The 19,182-nt window shown below is 73.4% G+C and carries 19 protein-coding genes and 2 pseudogenes; 7 read left to right on the forward strand and 14 right to left on the reverse strand.

Annotated features, from left to right (window positions below; genetic code table 11):
- Window positions 1–7 precede the first annotated feature (7 nt).
- Window positions 8–298, reverse strand: a complete 291-nt coding sequence (locus P0R35_RS07645; RefSeq protein ID WP_284011915.1) for an SUI1 family translation initiation factor — start codon at window positions 296–298, stop codon at window positions 8–10.
- Window positions 299–472: 174 nt separating this feature from the next.
- Window positions 473–1,735: an isocitrate dehydrogenase (NADP(+)) gene (icd, locus tag P0R35_RS07650; RefSeq protein ID WP_284011916.1), complete on the reverse strand. Its 1,263-nt coding sequence runs from the start codon at window positions 1,733–1,735 to the stop codon at window positions 473–475.
- A gap of 185 nt (window positions 1,736–1,920) precedes the next feature.
- On the opposite strand from icd, the gene P0R35_RS07655 reads away from it, so the two are divergent.
- From P0R35_RS07655 to P0R35_RS07665, 3 genes and pseudogenes are all read left to right on the forward strand, one after another.
- A complete protein-coding gene (locus tag P0R35_RS07655) occupies window positions 1,921–3,930 on the forward strand; it encodes an aldo/keto reductase (RefSeq protein WP_284011918.1) in 2,010 nt (669 codons plus the stop codon).
- Window positions 3,927–4,757, forward strand: a complete 831-nt coding sequence (locus tag P0R35_RS07660) for a CDP-alcohol phosphatidyltransferase family protein (protein WP_284011919.1) — start codon at window positions 3,927–3,929, stop codon at window positions 4,755–4,757. The genes P0R35_RS07655 and P0R35_RS07660 overlap by 4 nt, the downstream gene beginning before the upstream one ends.
- A gap of 58 nt (window positions 4,758–4,815) precedes the next feature.
- Window positions 4,816–5,672: pseudogene (locus P0R35_RS07665) on the forward strand (isoaspartyl peptidase/L-asparaginase).
- A gap of 26 nt (window positions 5,673–5,698) precedes the next feature.
- On the opposite strand, the pseudogene P0R35_RS07670 reads toward P0R35_RS07665, so the two are convergent.
- Window positions 5,699–6,547, reverse strand: a pseudogene (locus P0R35_RS07670) (DUF63 family protein).
- Window positions 6,548–6,658: 111 nt separating this feature from the next.
- Between P0R35_RS07670 and P0R35_RS07675 the strand changes: the two are divergent.
- Together P0R35_RS07675 and deoC are read left to right on the forward strand one after the other, a co-directional pair.
- On the forward strand, window positions 6,659–6,832 hold the full coding sequence (locus P0R35_RS07675) for a hypothetical protein (RefSeq protein WP_284011922.1): 174 nt from the start codon (window positions 6,659–6,661) through the stop codon (window positions 6,830–6,832).
- Window positions 6,833–6,879: 47 nt separating this feature from the next.
- Window positions 6,880–7,560: a deoxyribose-phosphate aldolase gene (gene deoC / locus P0R35_RS07680; RefSeq protein ID WP_432765000.1), complete on the forward strand. Its 681-nt coding sequence runs from the start codon at window positions 6,880–6,882 to the stop codon at window positions 7,558–7,560.
- A 69-nt stretch (window positions 7,561–7,629) separates the two neighbouring features.
- Here deoC and P0R35_RS07685 read toward each other — a convergent pair whose 3' ends face one another.
- Window positions 7,630–8,808 (reverse strand): outer membrane protein assembly factor BamB family protein, encoded by a 1,179-nt coding sequence (locus tag P0R35_RS07685; protein WP_284011923.1) that lies wholly within the window; start codon window positions 8,806–8,808, stop codon window positions 7,630–7,632.
- 55 nt (window positions 8,809–8,863) lie between these two features.
- The gene (locus P0R35_RS07690; protein WP_284011924.1) at window positions 8,864–10,066 is read right to left on the reverse strand and encodes an outer membrane protein assembly factor BamB family protein; all 1,203 of its coding nucleotides are present in this window, start codon (window positions 10,064–10,066) and stop codon (window positions 8,864–8,866) included.
- 100 nt (window positions 10,067–10,166) lie between these two features.
- Between P0R35_RS07690 and P0R35_RS07695 the strand changes: the two genes are divergently transcribed.
- Together P0R35_RS07695 and P0R35_RS07700 are read left to right on the forward strand one after the other, a co-directional pair.
- Window positions 10,167–11,417, forward strand: a complete 1,251-nt coding sequence (locus tag P0R35_RS07695) for a tRNA (N(6)-L-threonylcarbamoyladenosine(37)-C(2))-methylthiotransferase (protein WP_284011925.1) — start codon at window positions 10,167–10,169, stop codon at window positions 11,415–11,417.
- An 88-nt stretch (window positions 11,418–11,505) separates the two neighbouring features.
- On the forward strand, window positions 11,506–12,081 hold the full coding sequence (locus P0R35_RS07700) for a S26 family signal peptidase (protein ID WP_284011927.1): 576 nt from the start codon (window positions 11,506–11,508) through the stop codon (window positions 12,079–12,081).
- Window positions 12,082–12,646: 565 nt separating this feature from the next.
- Here the strand turns inward: P0R35_RS07700 and P0R35_RS07705 are convergent.
- The 9 genes from P0R35_RS07705 to P0R35_RS07745 all read right to left on the reverse strand — a co-directional run bounded on the left by P0R35_RS07705 (window position 12,647) and on the right by P0R35_RS07745 (window position 19,074).
- Window positions 12,647–13,441 (reverse strand): SDR family oxidoreductase, encoded by a 795-nt coding sequence (locus P0R35_RS07705; protein WP_284011928.1) that lies wholly within the window; start codon window positions 13,439–13,441, stop codon window positions 12,647–12,649.
- Entirely contained in the window at window positions 13,438–14,478 is a 1,041-nt protein-coding gene (locus P0R35_RS07710) for a cation diffusion facilitator family transporter (RefSeq protein WP_284011929.1), read from the reverse strand. The genes P0R35_RS07705 and P0R35_RS07710 overlap by 4 nt, the downstream gene beginning before the upstream one ends.
- 67 nt (window positions 14,479–14,545) lie before the next feature.
- Window positions 14,546–14,809: a DUF7314 family protein gene (locus P0R35_RS07715; RefSeq protein ID WP_284011930.1), complete on the reverse strand. Its 264-nt coding sequence runs from the start codon at window positions 14,807–14,809 to the stop codon at window positions 14,546–14,548.
- A gap of 4 nt (window positions 14,810–14,813) precedes the next feature.
- A complete protein-coding gene (locus tag P0R35_RS07720; protein WP_284011931.1) occupies window positions 14,814–15,128 on the reverse strand; it encodes a DUF7315 family membrane protein in 315 nt (104 codons plus the stop codon).
- Between the two features lie 294 nt (window positions 15,129–15,422).
- Window positions 15,423–16,184, reverse strand: a complete 762-nt coding sequence (locus tag P0R35_RS07725; RefSeq protein ID WP_284011932.1) for a cytochrome b family protein — start codon at window positions 16,182–16,184, stop codon at window positions 15,423–15,425.
- Between the two features lie 7 nt (window positions 16,185–16,191).
- Window positions 16,192–16,998: a cytochrome b gene (locus P0R35_RS07730; protein ID WP_284011933.1), complete on the reverse strand. Its 807-nt coding sequence runs from the start codon at window positions 16,996–16,998 to the stop codon at window positions 16,192–16,194.
- A 4-nt stretch (window positions 16,999–17,002) separates the two neighbouring features.
- Complete coding sequence (locus P0R35_RS07735; RefSeq protein WP_284011934.1) at window positions 17,003–17,389, reverse strand: DUF7318 family protein; 387 nt, start codon at window positions 17,387–17,389, stop codon at window positions 17,003–17,005.
- A gap of 3 nt (window positions 17,390–17,392) precedes the next feature.
- Entirely contained in the window at window positions 17,393–18,025 is a 633-nt protein-coding gene (locus P0R35_RS07740; RefSeq protein ID WP_284011935.1) for a plastocyanin/azurin family copper-binding protein, read from the reverse strand.
- A 77-nt stretch (window positions 18,026–18,102) separates the two neighbouring features.
- Window positions 18,103–19,074 (reverse strand): DUF7319 domain-containing protein, encoded by a 972-nt coding sequence (locus P0R35_RS07745; RefSeq protein WP_284011936.1) that lies wholly within the window; start codon window positions 19,072–19,074, stop codon window positions 18,103–18,105.
- Window positions 19,075–19,182 lie beyond the last annotated feature (108 nt).

Below are 19,182 nucleotides of genomic sequence, written 5' to 3' on the forward strand. Positions count from 1 at the left end.
TGCGGGGTTACGCGATCTCGAAGCCGCGCTCGACGAGGAACTCGCGGACGCGCGTCTCGTGGTCGCCCTGCACCTCGATGGTGCCGTCGTCCACGGTGCCGCCGGCGCCCATCGCCCGCTTGATGTCGGTACCGAGCGCCTTCACGTCGACCGCGTCGGGGTCGAACCCCTCGATCACGGTGACCGGCTTGTTGTACGTGCGCCGCTCGACGCGGATGGCGAGGATCTGTTCTGCGCGGTCGAGGTCGGCGGTCAGGTCGTCCGGGATCCCCGCGAAGGGATCGTCGTTGTCGGTCACTTCGACCGGTAGTTGTGTCGCGACCGTGATAAGGTAGCTGGCACGCGGCCGGCGCGCCGGAAGCGCCCCGTCGGCGGGGCGAGCGGGCCGCGGACGCCGGGCCGCCGGGTCGCGCCGCTGGCGGCGCGCGGTCGCGGCGAAAGAACGGGGATCGGAGCCGGAGCGGGTCGTCGCTTACGCGAGGTCGTGGATGCGCTCGACGATCTCGTCGGCGAACTCGGAGGTCGCGAGCTTCGTGGCGCCCTCGCGCTGGCGCTCGAGGTCGTACGTGACGCGACCCTCGGAGATCTGCGCCTCGACGGCGTCGCGGACGAGGTCCGCGGCGTCGTTCCAGCCCATGTACTCGAGCATCTCGCGGCCCGAGAGGATCATCGCGGTCGGGTTGACCTTGTCCTCGCCGGCGTACTTGGGCGCCGAGCCGTGGACGGGCTCCGCGAGCGCCTTGCCCTCGCCGAAGTTGATGCCGGGCGCGATGCCGAGGCCGCCGATCTGGGCGCCGGCGGCGTCGGACATGTAGTCGCCGTTGAGGTTCATCGTCGCGATGACCGAGTAGTCGCTCGTCCGGGTGAGGAGCTGCTGGAGCATGTTGTCGGCGATGCGGTCCTTGACGACGACGGTGCCGTCGGGCTGCTCGCCGTCGAACTCGTCCCACAGCTCGTCCTCGGTGATGACCTCGTCACCGTACTCCTCCTCGGCCAGCTCGTAGCCCCAGTCGCGGAAGGCGGCCTCGGTGAACTTCATGATGTTCCCCTTGTGGACGAGGGTGACCGAGTCGCGGTCGTTGTTGATCGCGTAGTCGATCGCCTGCCGGATGAGGCGCTTGGAGCCGAACTCCGAGATCGGCTTGACGCCGATGCCGACCGGGCCGTCGTGGATGGTCGAGTCGAAGCCCATCTCGTCTTCGACGAACTCGCGGACCTGTTCGACCTCGTCGGTGCCGGCCTCCCACTCGATGCCGGCGTACACGTCCTCGGTGTTCTCGCGGAACGTGATCATGTCCATCTCCTCGGGGTTCTTCACCGGGGAGGGGACGCCGTCGAGGTGGTAGGTGGGGCGGACGTTCGCGTACAGGTCGAGCGTCTTCCGGAGCGCGACGTTGAGCGAGCGGAACCCGGATCCGACGGGCGTCGTCAGCGGGCCCTTGATGCCGACGCGGAACTCGCGGAACGCCTCTACCGTCTCGTCGGGGAGGTTCTCGTCGTACTTCTCGCGGGCGGACTCGCCGGCGAACACGCGCATCCACGCGATGGAGCGGCCGGTCGCCTCGGCGGCGGCGTCGAGTACCTTCTGGGCCGCGGGGCCGACGTCGGTGCCGATACCGTCGCCGTGGATGATCGGGACGATCGGGTTCTCGGGGACGTCGAGTTCGCCCGTCTCCTCGTCGGCGAGGGTGATGGCCTCGCCCTCCTCGGGGCGGTCGGCGATGTCGTAGCTCATAGGCTACCCGCGGCTACCGACGGGGAGCGAAAAAGCCTGCCGTTCTCCGACGACGACGCCGATATCGTCCGTCAAGGGCGTCACAGGTTCACACGGAATGGGGCGCCGCGGCGGCCGTCGGGAGCCGCGGCCGCCCCCGACGCGGCTCCCTCCGGTTATATCCCGCCCCGGCGTGTGTCGCCCGTGTGAACTGCCTGTTCGTCGGCGCGGGCGCGGTGGTACGGGAGTACGCCGCCGGCCTCCCCGACTCGTCGCTCTCGCTGGCGGCCGTCTGCGACCGCGAGCGCGAGCGCGCGGCCGACCTCGCCGACGCCGTCGCGGACGCCGCGGGCGCCGACGCGGTCGTCCCCGCCGTCTACGCCGACCTCGACGCGATGCTCGCGGCCGAGGACGCCCCGCTCGTCGTCAACCTCACCAGCCACGCCGCCCACGCCGACGTGACGCGCGCGTGTCTCGACGCCGGCCGCCACGTGTTCTCGGAGAAGCCGCTCGCGCTCGACCCCGACGAGGCCGCGGCCCTCGTCGCCCGCGCCGCCGAGCGCGGCCTCGCGCTCGGCTGTGCCCCGCTCGCGCCCGACTGTGACGCCCAGCGGCACGCGCGGACCCTCCTCGCGGACGGCCGCCTCGGCGGCGTGGGGCTCGTGTACGCGACCGCCCACGTCGGCCGCGTGACGGAGTGGCACGAGCGCCCGGACTCGTTCCTCGCCGTCGGGCCGCTGTACGACGGCGCCGTCTACCCGCTGTCGGTGTTGGTCGACTGGTTCGGCCCGGTCGCGCGCGTCCGCTCGGCCGACGCGGTCGACGCGTGGCCCGCCCGCGAGTCCCGCCGGCCGGAGGCGCCCCCGCACGTCGAGGCGACGCTCGAGTTCGCCGAGGGGCCGGTCGTCTCCCTGCGGGCGAGCCTGTACGCCGACCACCGGAGCCGCGAGTTCTACTCGCTGGAGTGCCACGGCGACGACGGCACCCTCTACCTCGAGGACGCGGGCGCGATGGCCGCCGACCGCGAGTCGGTGCTCGCCCGCGGCGGCGCGCGCGAGTCGGTCGCCGCGCCCCACCCCCGGCCCCGACGCGAACGCACGCACCTCGACGGCCCCGCCTCGCTGGCCCGGGAGATCGCGCGCGGCGACCGCCCGCGCGACACCGCGATCCGCGCGGCCCACGTCGTCGCCGTCTGCGCGGCGGTCGAGGCCGAGGCGACCGACCCCGACGGGACCGGCCGCACGGTCGCGGGCGTCGACGCCGCGGGCCCGTCGGGGGCCGTCGGCGATCGGGCCGCGCCCGCGACGCGCCCGCCGCCCGAGGGCCGACGCGACGACGCCGCGCTCCGCCTCCCGCCCGTCGGCTTCGGCTGCTCGCGCTACCGCGACGGGACGTACGTCGACCGGGTCGACTCGGTCGCCACGGCGCTGGACGCTGGCTACCGGCTCCTCGACTCCGCGGAACTGTACGGCAACGAGCGCCGGATCGGCGACCTCCTCGCCTCGCCGGGGTCGCCCGACCGCGAGGGGCTGTTCGTGCTCGGGAAGGCGTGGAACACGAACCACGGCCGCCTGCGGGAGGCGTGCGAGGGCTCGCTCGGGGAGTTGGGCCTCGACGCGTTCGACTGCTACGCGCTCCACTGGCCCGACGCGTGGGCGTACACCGAGCCCCTGCGGGAGCTGGCCGAGCGCCCGGTCGCCGAGCGGGAGGCGCTGACGTTCCCCGAGACCGACGACGGCGAGCGCGCGACCGCCGACCGCGACCTCGCGGCCACCTGGCGCGACCTCGCCGCCCTGCGCGAGGCGGGGCTGACGCGGACGATCGGGATCTGTAACGTCGGCCTCGAGCGGCTCCGGTCGCTGGTCGCCGAGACGGGGATCGAACCGGCGCTCGTGCAGGTCGAGCGCCACCCGTACACCCCCCGCCGCGACCTCGTCGCGTGGTGTCACGAGCGGGGGATCCGGGTCGTGGCCCACTCCCCGCTGTCGGCGCCGGGGCTGCTCGACGAGCCGGCCGTTCGCGAGGTCGCCGCCGAGGTCGGCGCCTCGCCCGCGGCGACCGTGCTGGCGTGGAACGTCGCCGACGGGGTCGTCCCCATCCCGTCGAGCGTCGACCCCGACCACGTGGTCGACAACCTCGCGGCCGCACGCGTGACCCTGACTCCCGCCCAACGCGCGCGGCTGGCCGACCTCGCGGACCCGGGGTTCGAGCGATGAGCGACGCGCGCGTCCGCGGGGAGCCGCCCTCGCGCCGGCCGGCGGCGCTGTGGACCGCCGTCGCCGTCGGCGCCGTCGCGGTGGGCGCGGGCGCGCTCACGGCCGGAGTCGGGCCCGGCGTCGCCGGCCCGTGGCTCCTGTCGGCGGGGGTCGTCGTCGCGTGGGAGTGCGCCTTCCTCGCGCGGCGAACCGGCCTCAACCGGGCACCCGACCGACCGGGCGACGGCGCCGGCGGAACCGTCGCCGCGAGCCTCGGCGTCGCCAACGGCGTGACGCTGTTCCGCGGGCTGTTGTACGCCGGCGTCGCCGGGTTCCTCCTCACCGGGTCGCTGGCCGGCGCGTGGGCGTGGGCGCCCGCGCTGTTGTACGGGGCGGGCGCCGCGCTCGACGCCGTCGACGGCGCGCTCGCCCGCGGCCCCGGGCGACGAACCGTGCTCGGGGAGAAACTGGACATGGGGATCGACACGCTCGGCTTCCTCGTCGCGCCGCTGGTCGGCGTCGCGTGGGGGCGCGTCCCCGTCTGGTACCTCGCGCTGTCGGCGGCGCGGTACCTGTACAAACTCGGCCGGTGGCGCCGCGAGCGACGCGGGCTGGCGGTGTACGACCTGCCCGACAGCCGGGTGCGGCGGCCGCTCGCCGGCCTCCAGATGGCGTTCATCGCCGTCGCGCTCGCGCCCGTGCTGCCGATCGCGACCGTCGAGTACCTCGCCGCCGTCGTCGTCACCCCGTCGCTGGCGGTGTTCGCGCGCGACTACCTCGTCGTCGCGGGCCACCTCGGCGGGGGCGGCGACGACGCGACGCCGCCGGGCGTCGACGGCGACGACTGAGCCCGGCGCCCCGGCCGCTTTCCGTGGATTGATGCGGGGCGACGCCGCGCGTTCGTCCATGCGCGTCATCTGCCACGGCGGTGCCGGCGGCGTCCCCGACGAACCGGAGCCCAGACGGGCGGTGCTGGACGAGGCGGCCGAGACCGGTGCCGGCGAGGCGTCGGCGGTCGACGCCGTCGTCTCCGCGGTCGAGGTGCTGGAGGAGTCGCCCCGATTCAACGCCGGCTACGGCGGCGCGGTCCAGTCGGACGGTATCGTCCGCACGGACGCGGGGATCATGACCGACGAGCGCGAGGCGGGCGCCGTCGCGTCGATGCCGGGCGTCGCCAACGCCGCCGGCGTCGCGCGCGTCGTCATGGAGGAGACGCCGCACGTGTTCGTCTCGGGCGTCCACGCCGTCGACCTCGCCGCCGACGTCGGGGTCGAGGTGGAGCGCGACCTGCTCACCGACGACGAGCGCGAGCTGTTCGAGGACGCCGACCCGCCGTCGGGCGGTCCGGCGGACCACCTCGCGTGGCTCGCCGAGAAGTGGGGCGGCCACGACACCGTCGGCGCCGTCGCCCACGACCCCGCGACGGACGCGTTCGCCGCCTGCACCTCGACGGGCGGGCGACGGTTCGCGCTGGCGGGGCGCGTCGGCGACGTCCCCAGATCGGGTCGGGCTTCTTCTGTGCGCCCGCGGGCGGCGCCAGCGCGACCGGCGCCGGCGAGGACATCGCGAAGGCGACGCTCACCCGGCGGGCGGTGCGGTACCTCGAGGAGGGGCTGGACGCGCAGGCGGCCGCCGACCGCGCCATCGCGGAGTTCGGCGAGATCGCCGGCTCGTCGGCGGGCGTGATCGTCCTCGACGAGGCCGGCGCCGGGGCGGCGTACAACTCCGAGGGGATGCAGACGAGCGTCGCCACGTCGGAGTAGTCCGGGGTCGGTCGCCGGTCGGCGCCTCAGACCGCCGCGACCGCGAACAGGATCGCGTTGTGGACGCCCGGCCCGAGTCCCACGGCCGTGACGAGCGCGAGCAGGACGTAGCCGTAGCGGGGCTCCTCGCGGACGGTCGGGCCGACCGCGACGACGACGACGCACGCGACCGCGAGCTTCACGAGCACGAACAGCCAGCCGGCCCCGAGCAGCTCCGCCGTCGGCAGGTCGGCGGCGAACTCGAGGATCAGCCGGGAGGCGGGCGTGCGCTCGCCGAAGCCGAGCAGGTCGACGCCGACGGCGGTCGTCACCGCGTCGACGCCGTGGGCGGCCACCGCGAGGGGGCGACCGCGCCGGCGGCCGCGGCGCCCTCGTCGACGCGCACCAGCGCCGTGCCGGCGGCGACGCCGAGGAGCGCCCCGCCGACGAGGCCGGCCGCGGGGAGCAGCGGCGACAGGCTCCCCGGCGAGGCCGACCCCGACCGCCGCGCCGACCGCCGGGACCACCGCGACGAGGCCGACGGCCCCGAGCGCGCGGGCGTCGTCGCCGCCGGCCGCGAGCGCCGCGAGCCACGTCGCGCCCGCGAGGGCGGCGGTCGTGAGGTAGGCGGACGGCGTCCCGAACAGCGGCTCGAGGACGGTCGGGAGCGCGTCGAGGGCGTACAGCACGTGGCCGGCGGCGCCGACGCACATCCACGGCACGAGCGCGAACACGTGGCGGCGACCGAAGGCGGGGTCGCGGCGGCGGAGCGCGAGCGCGACCCCCGCGAGCGCGAGCGCGAGCGCCAGCAGGTACGGCAGCGGCGGCAGCCCGAATCCCGCCGGGAGCAACTGCCCCGGCGTGGGAACGGCGGCCGCGGGCGAGGACGGGTGCATGCTCGTGCGGCCGGGCCGGCGGGTGAAAGCGTTGGGGGAATCGGCGCGGACGGGCGGCCGGACGCCCGGGCGACCACAACCCTCATGTGGCGCGCCCGGCCGAGCCGATCCGTGCATCCCCTCCTACGCGCGCTCCTCGCGCTCGCCGCGGCGCCGGTCGTGCTGGCGCTGGCGTTCGTTCTCGCCCCCGACCCCACCGGTGGGCTGCCGCTCCTCGCCGGGCTGGTCGGCTCGGCGGTCGCGGTCCCGGCGGCGTACCTCACGCTCGGGCGTGGCGAGGCGTGACCGTCGTCACTCGGTAGCTTTTCCGCGCCCCCGACCCACGCACGGGTATGACCACGGCCACACCCGACGCCATCGACGACCCCCGTTCCCTGTCCCTCGCGGAGTTCGCCGCGACCGTCGACCACACCGTCCTCGGCCCGGAGACCACCATGGCCGACGTGGAGACGGTGCTCGACGCGGCCGCCGACCACGGGATGAACGCCTGCATCCCGCCCTGTTACGTCGCCGAGGCGGCCGACCGCGCCCCGGACGTCCCGCTGGCGACCGTCGTCGGCTTCCCCCACGGGCAGAACACGCCGGAGGCGAAGCGCGACGAGGGCGAGGACGCCTGGCGCTCGGGCGCCGACGAACTCGACCTCGTCATCAACGTCGGCCGCCTGCGGGCCGGCGAGGACGACCTCGTGACCGCCGAGATCGCCGAGGTCGTCGCCGCCGTCCCGGTACCTGTGAAGGTGATCGTCGAGACGGCGCTGCTGTCCGCCGACGAACTCCATCGCGCGTGTGCGGCCGCCCGCGACGCCGACGCCACGATGGTGAAGACCTCCACCGGGTTCGCCGACGGCGGCGCGACCGTCGCGGACGTCGAACTGATGAGCGAGTACCTGCCCGTCAAGGCGAGCGGCGGCGTCGGCAGCTACGAGGAGGCGATCGCGATGCTCGAGGCCGGCGCCGTCCGGATCGGGGCGTCCTCGGGCGTCGATATCGTCTCGGGCCACCCCGACGCCTGAGCCGACGACCGTCGGTCGTCGCGGCCGGCCGGTCGCGACGGCGGCCTGTCGGCCGCTCGCGGTCCCGTCCTACTCCAGCACCACGACGCCGGGCGCGTCGGCGACGTCGTCGGAGGTGACGACGAGCGCGCCGTCGGCGACGGCGGCGCCGCGGACCGGGAGGTCGAGCCGCCAGCGCTGGGTGTCGACGCGGTACGGCCCGACGCCGACGCCGCCGCCGAGCGCGTACGCCCGCAGGGAGTCGCCGACGCCGGCGTACAGCGTGTCGCCCGCGGCCACCGACGGGGAGGCGGGGGCGCTCCGGTCGCTCGTCGCGCGCCACCGCTCGGCGCCGTCGGCGGCGGCGTACGCCGCGACGCCGTCCGGGCCCGCGCCCGCGACGACGCCGCCCGCCCGGACCAGCGCGTCGGTGACAGTCGGCGCCCCCGCGGCGTGCCACTCCGTGCGACCGGCCGACGGCCCGGTGGCCAGCCGGAGGAAGCCGCCGCCGAACGTCGAGGCGTACACCGCGTCCCGAGTCGCCGTCAGGGCCCGCACCGTCCCCGGGAGCTTCCGTCGCCACAGCGGCACCCCGCTGACCTCCCCCTCTTCGGACTCGACCACGTGGAGTTCGTACGCCTCCCCGCCGGTCGTCCCGACGTACACCCGGTCGTCGCGCGCCGCCAGCGAGTACACGCCCGTGAACGTCTCGAACGTCCAGACCGGCTCGCCCGACCGCGGGTCCAGCGCGGCGACGCGGCCGCCCGTGTCGCCGACGACCACGCTCCCGTCGGCGATCGGAAGCGGCGCGGTCGCGAAGTCGGCGGCCGTCTCCGCGCGCCACCGGACCTCGCCGGTGTCGGCCTCGTACGCCGTCACCAGCGGCTCGTCGCGCGCGGTGACGAACGCGACGCCGTCGGCGACGGCGACGCCGTACGGCGCGTCGCCGCCGCGCCACCGCTCCCCGCCGTCGCGCATCGCGAGCGCCACCGTCCCGTCCTCGGTCGGGAGGAACACCGTCCCGTCGGCGACGACCGGTCGCCCGACCGCCAGCCCGGTCTCGACGCGCCACCGCTCGGTCGGCGGCGTCCGCGGCGCGACCGCCTCGGCGACGTAGTTGGTCGCCCGGGGTCCGTGGCCGGGGAGCGGCCACTCGGTGTTCGACTGGCGCCCCGGCGAGAAACTCGTCGCTCCCTCGCCGACGCAGCCGGCCAGTCCGGCCGCTCCGACGGCGGCGAGTCCGGAGAGGAGGCGGCGGCGAGAGGGCATCCGTTCGGGTGAGGCTTGGCCGGGTCGGCCTAAGCCCTTTTCCCTCTCGTGTCAGTCAGTCTCCGTTCGGCGCCCCGCCGTCGACCGGGTCGAGGGCGACCACCTCGTAGCCGTCGTCCCGCGCGACAGTCGCCACGAGCGAGCCGGCGCCGACGGCGAGCCCGCGGACCGCCCCGATCTGCTTCGCCCACCGCTTGGCGCCGACCCGGTACCCCCCGACCCCGACGCCGCCGGAGAGCGCGAACGCGTGGACACCGTCGGGGTCGCCGACGTACAGGGTGTCACCGGCGGCGACGGGTGCACACCGGTCGAACCGCCCGTTCACGGTCCACCCCCGGTGACCGTCGAAGCTGCGGGTCGTCGAGATCGCATCGTAGCCGGCCGCCACGACCCACGAGCCGACGAGGACGGGACGACTCGCCGCTCGGTCGCCGTCGACGGTCCGGAACACCTCGCCCGTCCCCCCCGAGTCGGTGAGGATCGTCGTGGGGGCGCCGAACGCCGTGACCGTCGGTCCGTTGTCGTGCGCGGTCACGCCCTCGATCGGGCCGGGGAAGCGGCGGCGCCACCCCTCCGTCGGGTCGAATCGGCCGTCGAAGGCGTACACTTCGCCGCCGCGGGTGCCCGCGAACACGTCGATCTTCGCCGCGAGCGTCGTGATCCGGCCGAACAGGTCGGTCTCCCACGTCACGTCTCCCGTAGCCGGGTCGAGTTGGTACAGGTGGCCGTCGGCACCGCCGCCGAACAGGGTCCGCCCCTCGTCGGTGACGATGGGCGTCGCCTCGGGGGTCCCCGGCGGGCCGCGCCACAGTTCGGTTCCCGACGCGAGCTCCAGCGCCGCCATCCCGTCGGTCGACGGCGCGTACACGACTCCGTCGGCGACGGTGGGGGCCCCGAACGCCGGGTACTCTCCCGGGCCGTAGCGCCAGCGTCGCTCGCCGGAGGCCGCGTCGAACGCGACGACGCCCGTCGGGTAGCTCGACACGACGACGGTGCCGTCGGCGATCACCGGCGGTCCGGGGTGGTCGACGTCCACCCGCCAGGAGACGGTCGCCCCGTCGCGTGGTGCGACCGCGTCGGGACTGTAAGCGGTCCGTCGGGCGTCGTACCGTGGCGTCGGCCAGTCGGCGTCCGCGTCCGTGCCGGGTGTCGCGCCCGCGAGCGAGCCGTCGACGACGCCGAGACAGCCGGCGGTCGCGGCGAGTCCGGCGGCACCGGCGCCGGCGGCGCCTCGGAGCAGGTCACGTCTGGAGGGCATCACGTACCGGGTCCCGAGCGCGGAGGAAAGTCCTTCCCCTCCCGGTCTGCCCCCGGACCGCGCCGCTTAACCGCCCGCACGGGCAAGCGTGGCCAAGCGAATGGCGACGTACCACATCGAGACCTACGGCTGTACGTCCAACCGGGGTGAGAGCCGCGAGATCGAGCGCCGGCTCCGGGACGGCGGCCACCGCCCCGTCGACGGACCGGCCGAGGCGGACGTGGCCATCCTCAACACCTGCACGGTCGTCGAGAAGACCGAGCGCAACATGCTGCGCCGCGCCGAGGAACTGAGCGAGGAGACGGCCGACCTCATCGTCACGGGCTGCATGGCGCTCGCGCAGGGCGAGCAGTTCGCCGAGGCCGACGTCGACGCGCGGGTGCTCCACTGGGAGGACGTACCGACCGCGGTGATGAACGGCGAGTGCCCCACGCCCGTCGAGGGGACGGCGCCGGTGCTCGACGGGCAGGTCGGCATCCTCCCCGTCGCCCGCGGCTGCATGAGCAACTGCTCGTACTGCATCACGAAGTTCGCGACCGGCCGCATCGACTCCCCGCCGGTCGCCGAGAACGTCGAGAAGGCCCGCGCGCTCGTCCACGCCGGGGCGAAAGAGATCCGCGTGACCGGGCAGGACACCGGCGTGTACGGCTGGGACGAGGGGGAGCGGAAGCTCCCCGAGCTGCTCGACCGCATCTGCGACATCGACGGCGAGTTCCGCGTGCGCGTCGGGATGGCGAACCCCGGCGGCATCCACGGCATCCGCGAGGAGCTCGCGGAGGTGTTCGCGACGAACGAGAAGCTGTACGACTTCATCCACCTCCCGGTGCAGTCCGGCAGCGACGACGTGCTCGAGGACATGCGCCGCCAGCACCGCGTCGACGGCTTCCTCGAGGTCGTGGAGACGTTCGACGAGCGCCTCGACGAGTGGACCCTCTCGACGGACTTCATCGTCGGCTTCCCTACGGAGACGGACCACGACCACGAGCAGTCGATGGCCCTCCTCCGAGAGGTCCGCCCGGAGAAGGTGAACGTCACCCGCTTCTCGAAGCGCCCCGGCACCGAGGCGGCCGACATGAAGGGGCTGGGCGGCCAGACGAAGAAGGACCGCTCGAAGGAGATGAGCGCCGCCAAGCGGGAGATCGTCGGCGAGGCGTACGCGTCGATGGTCGGCTCCGAGCGTCGCGTCCTCGTCGTCGAGGAGGGGACCGGCGACTCCGTGAAGTGTCGCGACGGCGCCTACCGGCAGATCATCGTCCAGCACGCCGACGACTACGGGGTCGAGCCGGGCGAGTTCCTCGACGTGGAGGTCACGGGCGAGAACACGATGTACGCGTTCGGCGAGCCGGTCTGAGCGAGCCGCCCGCGGACCGGCGTCGTGCGGCCGGATACGTACCGGCTGCTCCACAAGAGCTTTCATCGCCTGCTCGTCAGGTCCGGGCGTGCACGACGCCGTCCGGCAGACGTTGGTCGACACCGTCCAGGTCGGCGTCGGCGTCCTCGTCGTCTCCTCGCTGCTGTTCGGCCTCACGGGCGTGTGGCCGCCGATGGTCGCCGTCGAGTCGGGGAGCATGGAGCCACACATGGAACGGGGCGACCTGATCGTCGTCGCGGAGCCGACCCGCGACGGCCCCGGCACCGCGGCGGGCGTGGTCCCGACCGCCGACGCGCCCGCCGACGGCCGGACGCTCGGCGCGCGCGGCGACGTCATCGTGTTCGACTCGCCGACGAAACCCGGCTCGCCGATCATCCACCGCGCCCACCTGTACGTGGAGGCCGGCGAGAACTGGTACGGCGAGGCCGATCCGGCGTTTCTCCCGCCGGACGTCGACTCCTGTCGCGACCTCGCGGACTGCCCGGCACCGTACGCGGGGTTCGTCACGAAGGGGGACGCCAACGAGCGGTACGACCAGGTGAACGGGAACTCACCCCTGGTGCGACCCGACCGGATCCGCGCGGAGGCACGGCTCCGGATCCCGCTGCTCGGGCACATCCGACTGACGATCTCCGGGGCGTAGCGGGGCGACGGCCGCGGCATTCATGTCGATTCACGACCAACACGTACCCATGTCCCGGTTCCCCGCCGAGGGCGGACGGACGGACCTCGGGTCGACCCGGACCGAGCGCACGCTGCGGGACACCCTCCACGAACTCCCGGTCGACGCGCTCGTCCCCGACGGCTGGCGCGTCGGCACGGAGGTCGTCCAGTTCGGCGACGGCCTCCCGGCCGACGGCGTCACGCTCCGCCACGACGACCACCCCCGCGACCTCGTGATCACCGCCGCCGGCGCGACCGGCGACGAGGCGCTGGCCGTCCACGAGCGCGATCGGACCGCGGGCGACCGGACGGTGGTCGCCGGCGTACCCGACGCCGGCGGCGACGCCGCGACCCTCCGGGACGGGCTCCGTGCGGCCGCCCGGGCCGCCGCCCGGATCGCGGGCGCGGACCCGACGGGTGACGCCGCCGTCCGGGACGACCCGTCGACGACGCTGTCGGGGGCGTCGACGACGACGAGAACCGGCTCCACTTCTACTGACCGGGTCCACTCGGCCGGTCGGGGCCGACGCGGCGCGCGCGGCCGCTCAGGTGCTCGTCATCCCGCCGTCGACGACGAGCGACTCGCCGGTGACGTAGCTTGCCATGTCGCTGGCGAGGTACACCGCCGCGTCGGCCACCTCCTCGGGTTGGCCGAACCGCCCGCTCGGGATGGTCGCCGACATCCGGGCCTCCGTCTCCGTCCCCACCAACTCCACGTCCTGCGTCGTCATCGCCGTCTCGACGAACCCCGGGTGGATGGCGTTCACCCGGATCCCCGCGTCGCCGAGCGTGTCCGCCAGCGCGTACGTGAACAGCCGCACCGCCCCCTTCGACATCGAGTAGGTGACGAGTCGCCCCTCGCCGCGGATGCCCGCGGCGCTGGACATGTTGATGATCGACGGCTGCGGGTCGTCCTCGTCGCGCTCGTCGGCCGCGGCGACCATCCGCTTCGCCGCCGCCTGCGCGCCGAAGTAGACGCCCTTCGCGTTCACGCCCATCAGGCGGTCGAACTCGTCCTCGGTGGACTCGAGGAAGTTCTCCGGGCGATAGATGCCCGCGTTGTTCACCATCACGTCGACGCCGCCGAACCGCTCGGCGGCCTCGACGGCCGCCTCCAACTCCGCCGGGTCGCTCACGTCACACTCGACGAACGCCGCCTCGCGGTCGGTCTCGGCGGCGATCAGGTCGTGGGTGGGCTCGCCGCCCTCGCGCGGCTCCTCGCGGAGGTCCGCCACGACCACGTCCGCGCCCTCCTCGGCGTACCGTCGAGCGATGGACCGCCCGTTCCCGCTCGCCGCGCCCGTCACGACCGCCGTCCGTCCCGCGAGTAGGTCTGTCACGTTCGTCCCTGTCGCGGTCGGGTGAAAAGCGTTCGCCGCGGCCCCGTGCGCACGCGCCGCGGCCGGCAGCGGCCCTCGGCGTCGCCGCGGTCCCCGACCGGCGGTCCCTCGGGGGCGTCCGCCTCCTCGGCGGCGATCCGGGCGTCGTCGGCCTCCTTCCACTCGCCGAGCTCCTTCGGGTCGACGTGGACGAACACGTCGTCGACGGCGGGGATCGCCCGGATCGACTCGACGACCGCGGTCTCGATGTCGTGCGCCTCGAACAGCGAGCGCTCCCCCTCCACCTCGATGTGGAGGCTCACGTCCACCTCCGGGCCGACGTAGTGGGCGACCACGTCGTGGGCGCCCCGCACCTCCGGGTGCGAGAGGGCGGCGTCGAGGATCTCCCGCCGGAGGTCCTCGGGCGGGGCGGCGCCGACGAGGTAGCCGACGTTGTCGCGGACGATCTCGTAGCCGGTGTACAGGATCCCCACGGAGACGGCGATCGCCGCGACGGCGTCCAGCGCGGGGTAGCCCGCGGCCGCCCCCGCGACGCCCACGAGCGCGGCCGTCGCGGTGAGCGTGTCGTTGCGGTTGTCCAGCGCCGTCGCCACCAGCGCCGGGGAGTCGCGTCCCTCGCCGATCCGCAGACAGTAGCGGTACAGGAGGAGTTTCACGACGCCGGTCCCGACGAGCACGCCGACCGCGAGCGGCCCGCCCGTGAACGCCCGCTCGGGGCCGGGGGCCAACAGCGCCGTCGCCCCGGAGTAGGCGACCCCGATGCCGGCGACGAGCACCCCGGCGGCGACGAACAGCGAGACGAACGGCTCGATGCGTTCGTGGCCGTGCGGGTGCTCGAAGTCCGGCGGCTGGGTCGTCAGGTACAGCCCCGCGACGACGACCGCCGAGTAGGCGACGTCGGCGACGGAGTTCACCGCCTCGGAGCCGACGGCGAGGCTCCCGGTGGCGTACCACACGAGCGCCTTGGCGACCGCGAGGACGACGTTGGCGACGAGGATGACGATCCCGACGCGGCGGACGGCGGTCCGGCGGCTCATGGCGAGGATGGGAGGCCGGGGGACAAAAGCGCCGCCCCGCGGGGCGACCGGGCCCGTGGCACGTCGGTTACGCGGGCGAGGTGGAGTCGCGCAGCTGTCGCAGCCCCGGGATCAGCACCCAGAACGTGAGGGCGCCGATGATCGCCGTCCAGAAGAACACGTCGTTGAGGAAGATGCCGATCGCGTCGAACACCGTGTTCGGCTCCGGCGGCGCCGCGATGAGCTGCCGGGGGCTCTCGAACGACGGCGTCCGGTACCACCCCGCGAGCACCATCCACGCGAGGCCCGCGCCACAGAAGAGGGCCATGCCTTTGATGAACTCGTCTGCCATTGTCCTACACTTCGGCGTCGTCGTCTTGAGAGTTTCCGTTCTCGGCGGTCATGCCCGCGGCGCGGAACCGCGATCCGAGCACGTACACGCCCGCCCCGAACGCGATCAGTCCGAGCCCGACCACGGAGAACAGCGCCGTCAGGAACGTCTCCGGCGGCACGACCCCGACGGCGCCGAACGCGCCGACGACGAACCGCCGCGTCAGCGACACCTGCAGCGTCGCCGCGTCGAGCATCACGAACCCGAGCACGACCGCGACGACGGCCGTCAGCGTCGAGTAGGCGGTGATCCGTTTGTACAGCGCGATGGGGACGACCACGTCGCGGGCGCGCCCTCGCCGCTCGCGACGGGGCCGTCCGGCTCCGGCGGCCGCTCGTCCGGCTCGGCGGCGCCGTCGGCCGCGGCGGTCGACCCCGGTGGCCCGTCGTCGGTCGCGGTCGCGGACCCGCCGTCGCTCGGCGTCTCGCTCATACCTCTCCGGAGGGGCCGGACGGTACTATGTCCTGCGGCATCGCCCGCGCGACGGGGCCGTCGCTCCGGGGTGCGAGTCTGACGGCGGGGAGACGGGAGCGGCGAACCGAAGAGTCGGGACCGGCGACCGGGCGGGGCCGCGCTACTTCGGCGGCCGCAGCCGGTAGTACCGGCGGTTGAGGTCGTACATGTACCCCTCGCGCATCGTCTTCAGCACCGCGTACGTGACGATGCCCATGATGGGCGGCACGAGGAACGTCAGGTCGAACAGCAGGTCGACGTTCATCGGCATGAGGTTCTTGACGGACAGCATCGACAGCGTGAACGCGAGGCCGATGCCGAACACGCCGACGGCCGCCCAGAACGGCTGCTCGACGGGGCGGCGCGCCGACCCCTTGTTGATGAAGGGGACGATCGCGATGGCGCCGACGACGATGCCGTTGGCGAGCACGCCGTACGTGCGGTCGGCCATCAGCTTCTGGCCGCCGAGGATGGCCAGCTCGGGGTTGAGCGGACCGAGCTTGAGCAGGCCGAACGACCAGTACAGGTACCAGTCGGGCAGGATGATCGCCGGCGTCGAGTTCGGGTTCGCCGGGTCGCCGATGTGCGGCGGCAGCGTCGCCGACAGGAAGATGATCATCCCGACGAAGAAGCTCGTCAACGCGAGGTTGCGAACCGTCTCGTGGGGCCACGTCGGGAACGCGAGCACGTCGCGCTCGACGTAGTCGGACTCGCGGCGCAGCGACTCGTCCTCGCTGCGCGCCCGCTCGAAGTACTCGTACGTCAGCCGGGAGAGCCCCTCCGTGCGCTCCTTGCGCTCGCGCCACGTCGGGGTCTCGTCGTCCGGCGCGACGATGCCGGTGCCGCCGTCGGTTTCCACGTCTTGGGTGTCGTTGTCGGTCATTGTTCGATTAGTGCGGCTCCGCGATGCCCTGCACCCACACGATGCCGATGTGGATCGCGATGAGGGTGGTCACCACGAACGGGAGCAGGAACACGTGGAGGATGTACATTCGCTGGAGCGTCGCCTGGCTCAGCGAGAAGCCGCCGAACAGGAGTTGGGCGACCCACTCGCCGATGAGGGGGATCGAGAGGCTCATCTCGACGCCGATCTGGCCGGCCCAGAACGCCAGCTGGTCCCACGGCAGGAGGTACCCGGTGTACCCGAACACCATCGTGAGCGAGATGAGGACGATGCCGAGCAGCCAGTTCAGCTCGCGCGGCTCCTTGTACGCGCCCGTGAAGTAGACGCGCAGCATGTGCAGGAACACCGCGGCGGTCATCACCTGCGCCGACCACCGGTGGATCGAGCGCAGCATGAAGCCGAACTGGAGGTCGCGCATGATGAACGCGATCTGGCTGTAGGCGATCGACGCCTCGCCCGGCCCCGCCGACCCGACCGCGGGCACGTAGTAGAACCCGAGGAGGGCGCCGGAGATGGCCGCCACCACGTACGCGAGGGTACTGAAGAACCCCAGCGTGTACAGCGCGTACCAGTACCAGAACTTGTTGTCCAGGTCGTACTGTTCGGTGTGGGACTTCGGCATCTGGAGGTTCGACCGGTAGTACAGCGACTCCAGCAGTTCGAGGTAGTCGACGATGCGGAGACGCTTGTCGACCCAGATGAGCGCGGTGAGGAACGTCGCCTCCACCGGCGTGAGGTCCTTGCTATCCAGCCAGTTCTTGTGGTCGTACTCGTCTTTCTTTTCCAGACTCATCCTTTCACCGTTTGTAGTAGGGGTAGACGGCGCGTTTGACCTGCTCCCACGCGTCGGTCCCGAGGGTGGTTCCGTCGACGTCCTCCTCGCGGATGTACAGGTCCTCCCACTTGCGACGCCGCTTCTTCACGATCATGACGTCCGGGAGGAACTCCTTGCGGTACAGCGCGAGGATGAACGCGAGATCGATGAATATCACCGCGAGGACGCCGCCGAGGAACATGTTCCCCGTGTCCGAGAGGCCCCAGCCGTTGACGAGGCCGTAGGTGAACATGAACACGAACACGACCTCGACGATCGTCAGGAGGACGATCGCGATGGCCGCGGCGGTGCTCTCGCGCGCCGGTTCGTAGCGGTGGATGTCGCCGTAGGTGGATCCGGTACTGGACATGGTTTACCTCCCCGTGCCCGTGTGGGCGGACTCCCCGTACTTCACCAGGTAGAAGGTGAAGATCACGCTCATGACGATCCCGAGGATGGTCGCGGCGCCGACCCAGTGGGCCTGGATCGCGACGCCGAGCTCGTGCAGTTCCTTGGGGCCGCCGCCGCCGGTGGACACGGTGGGCACGTCTTCGCCGACCGCGATGGCGCCGACCATTCCGAGCGAGCGGTGGGGGTCACAGTAGTACGTGTAGATCCCGCCGGACTCGAACGTCACCTCGAACGAGAACCCCTCGCCCTCCAGCGGCTCGTGGCCGGAGACGCTGCCGGGGTTGTCGTCGAAGATGACGTTGTGACCGTCGGAGGACCAGTCGAACACGACGGTCGTGCCGGTGTCGATCCACAGTTCCGTCGGCAGGAACGCGAGGCCCCCGCCGCCGCCGACGTCCACGGTCACCTCCGACTCGCCGCGGGCGTCGAGGTAGTCGCCGCCCTCGGCGCCGTCGGTGTACCCGCCGAAGTCGGGTTTCTGCCCGCCGCCACCGCCCTCTTCTTGGGCCGTCGCGGTGCCGGCCGTCGCGGTCGCGCCCGCCCCGAGGGCGGCCGTCGCACCGCCGGCCTGTCGCATAAAGTCCCGCCTCTTCATCGGTAGTGTACGGTCGGGGTTGGGCGCGCATAAACCCACCGACCTCGCCCCCGCGTCGTACGCCGCACAACGCCCCGCTATCCGTCGGTTTCGTCGGCGCCGCCCCGTACCCGTTCGGGGGTGTCCCGCCCCCCGGATCCGTCGGCCGACGGCACCGACGTGTCGGGCGAGTCGGGCGCCTCGCCGCGGGCCTCCGCCAACGCCCGCTCGGCGACCTCCTCGAACGGGACGAACTCCGCGCCCTCCCCGCGGTCGGCGATGCCGGCGGCGCGGAGTCGGTCGCGGTACTCCTCCGCGCGGAAGCGGTCGGACAGCCGGGCGTTCGCGACGATGGCGAACAGGAACACCCCGACGAGCAGGAAGAACGCCGACGCGACGGGGGCGGCGATGGTCGTCACCGAGAAGTCCGGGAGGAACGGCACCCACGTCACCGGCCCACGCGAGAGGACGCTCAACAGCCAGACGGCGCCGAGGACGAGCCCGCCGAGGATCTGCATCCCGGCGACCGCCTGGATCATCAGGTTCCCGAACTCGCCGGTGCCGCCCTGCACCTCCTCGGGCGTCGGCAGTTCGTACTGCTCGGGCGGCTCGCGGACCTCGTAGGAGTCCATCGAGCACAGCGCCACCGTCGGTTTCACGTCGCGCAGGACGGTCCCCTCCCCCTCGACGCTCCCGTCCTCGTACACGATCGCGAACCCCTCGTCGGAGTACGCGACCACCGAGGGCGGGTCCGTGCGGCGGTCGAGCACGGCGAACACCTCGCGGGAGGCGATCCGGTTGCGGAGGTCCTTCTCGACGCGATCGAGCAGGTCGCGACCGGTGATCCACGTGTCCGGGTCGAACGCCGCCTCCCACTCGTCCACCGTCATCTCGGCCATGTCCGCGGGCCGGAAGTTGTCGAAGTCGTACTTCTCCTCGACCTCGGCGCGCAGCGCCTCGATGGACGCGTCGTCGGCCGCCGCCGGGTCGGCGGCGTCCGGGCCGTCGTGGTCGGGGGCCGGCGTGTCGGTGTCGTCAGCGCCCGCCGGCTCGTCCGAGACGTCGGTCATTCGCCCCGAAGTCGGGGCCGTAGCCGCATAAGCGCCGCGACCACCGCGCCCCGCTCGCGCCCCCTCGGCGACGCGGCCGACCCGCCCGCGGAGCGTCCCGGGGTCGAC

It is taken from the genome of Halobaculum litoreum (assembly GCF_030127125.1).
Lineage (GTDB): Archaea > Halobacteriota > Halobacteria > Halobacteriales > Haloferacaceae > Halobaculum > Halobaculum litoreum.

Coding starts and splice junctions, on each gene's coding strand:
- P0R35_RS07745 (WP_284011936.1), bottom strand. CDS start 19,074: ATGACCGACGTCTCGGACGAGCCGGCGGGCGCTGACGACACCGACACG.
- P0R35_RS07730 (WP_284011933.1), bottom strand. CDS start 16,998: ATGAGTCTGGAAAAGAAAGACGAGTACGACCACAAGAACTGGCTGGAT.
- deoC (WP_432765000.1), top strand. CDS start 6,880: ATGACCACGGCCACACCCGACGCCATCGACGACCCCCGTTCCCTGTCC.
- P0R35_RS07710 (WP_284011929.1), bottom strand. CDS start 14,478: ATGAGCCGCCGGACCGCCGTCCGCCGCGTCGGGATCGTCATCCTCGTC.
- P0R35_RS07735 (WP_284011934.1), bottom strand. CDS start 17,389: ATGTCCAGTACCGGATCCACCTACGGCGACATCCACCGCTACGAACCG.
- P0R35_RS07660 (WP_284011919.1), top strand. CDS start 3,927: ATGAGCGACGCGCGCGTCCGCGGGGAGCCGCCCTCGCGCCGGCCGGCG.
- icd (WP_284011916.1), bottom strand. CDS start 1,735: ATGAGCTACGACATCGCCGACCGCCCCGAGGAGGGCGAGGCCATCACC.
- P0R35_RS07695 (WP_284011925.1), top strand. CDS start 10,167: ATGGCGACGTACCACATCGAGACCTACGGCTGTACGTCCAACCGGGGT.
- P0R35_RS07725 (WP_284011932.1), bottom strand. CDS start 16,184: ATGACCGACAACGACACCCAAGACGTGGAAACCGACGGCGGCACCGGC.
- P0R35_RS07715 (WP_284011930.1), bottom strand. CDS start 14,809: ATGGCAGACGAGTTCATCAAAGGCATGGCCCTCTTCTGTGGCGCGGGC.
- P0R35_RS07685 (WP_284011923.1), bottom strand. CDS start 8,808: ATGCCCTCTCGCCGCCGCCTCCTCTCCGGACTCGCCGCCGTCGGAGCG.
- P0R35_RS07690 (WP_284011924.1), bottom strand. CDS start 10,066: ATGCCCTCCAGACGTGACCTGCTCCGAGGCGCCGCCGGCGCCGGTGCC.
- P0R35_RS07740 (WP_284011935.1), bottom strand. CDS start 18,025: ATGAAGAGGCGGGACTTTATGCGACAGGCCGGCGGTGCGACGGCCGCC.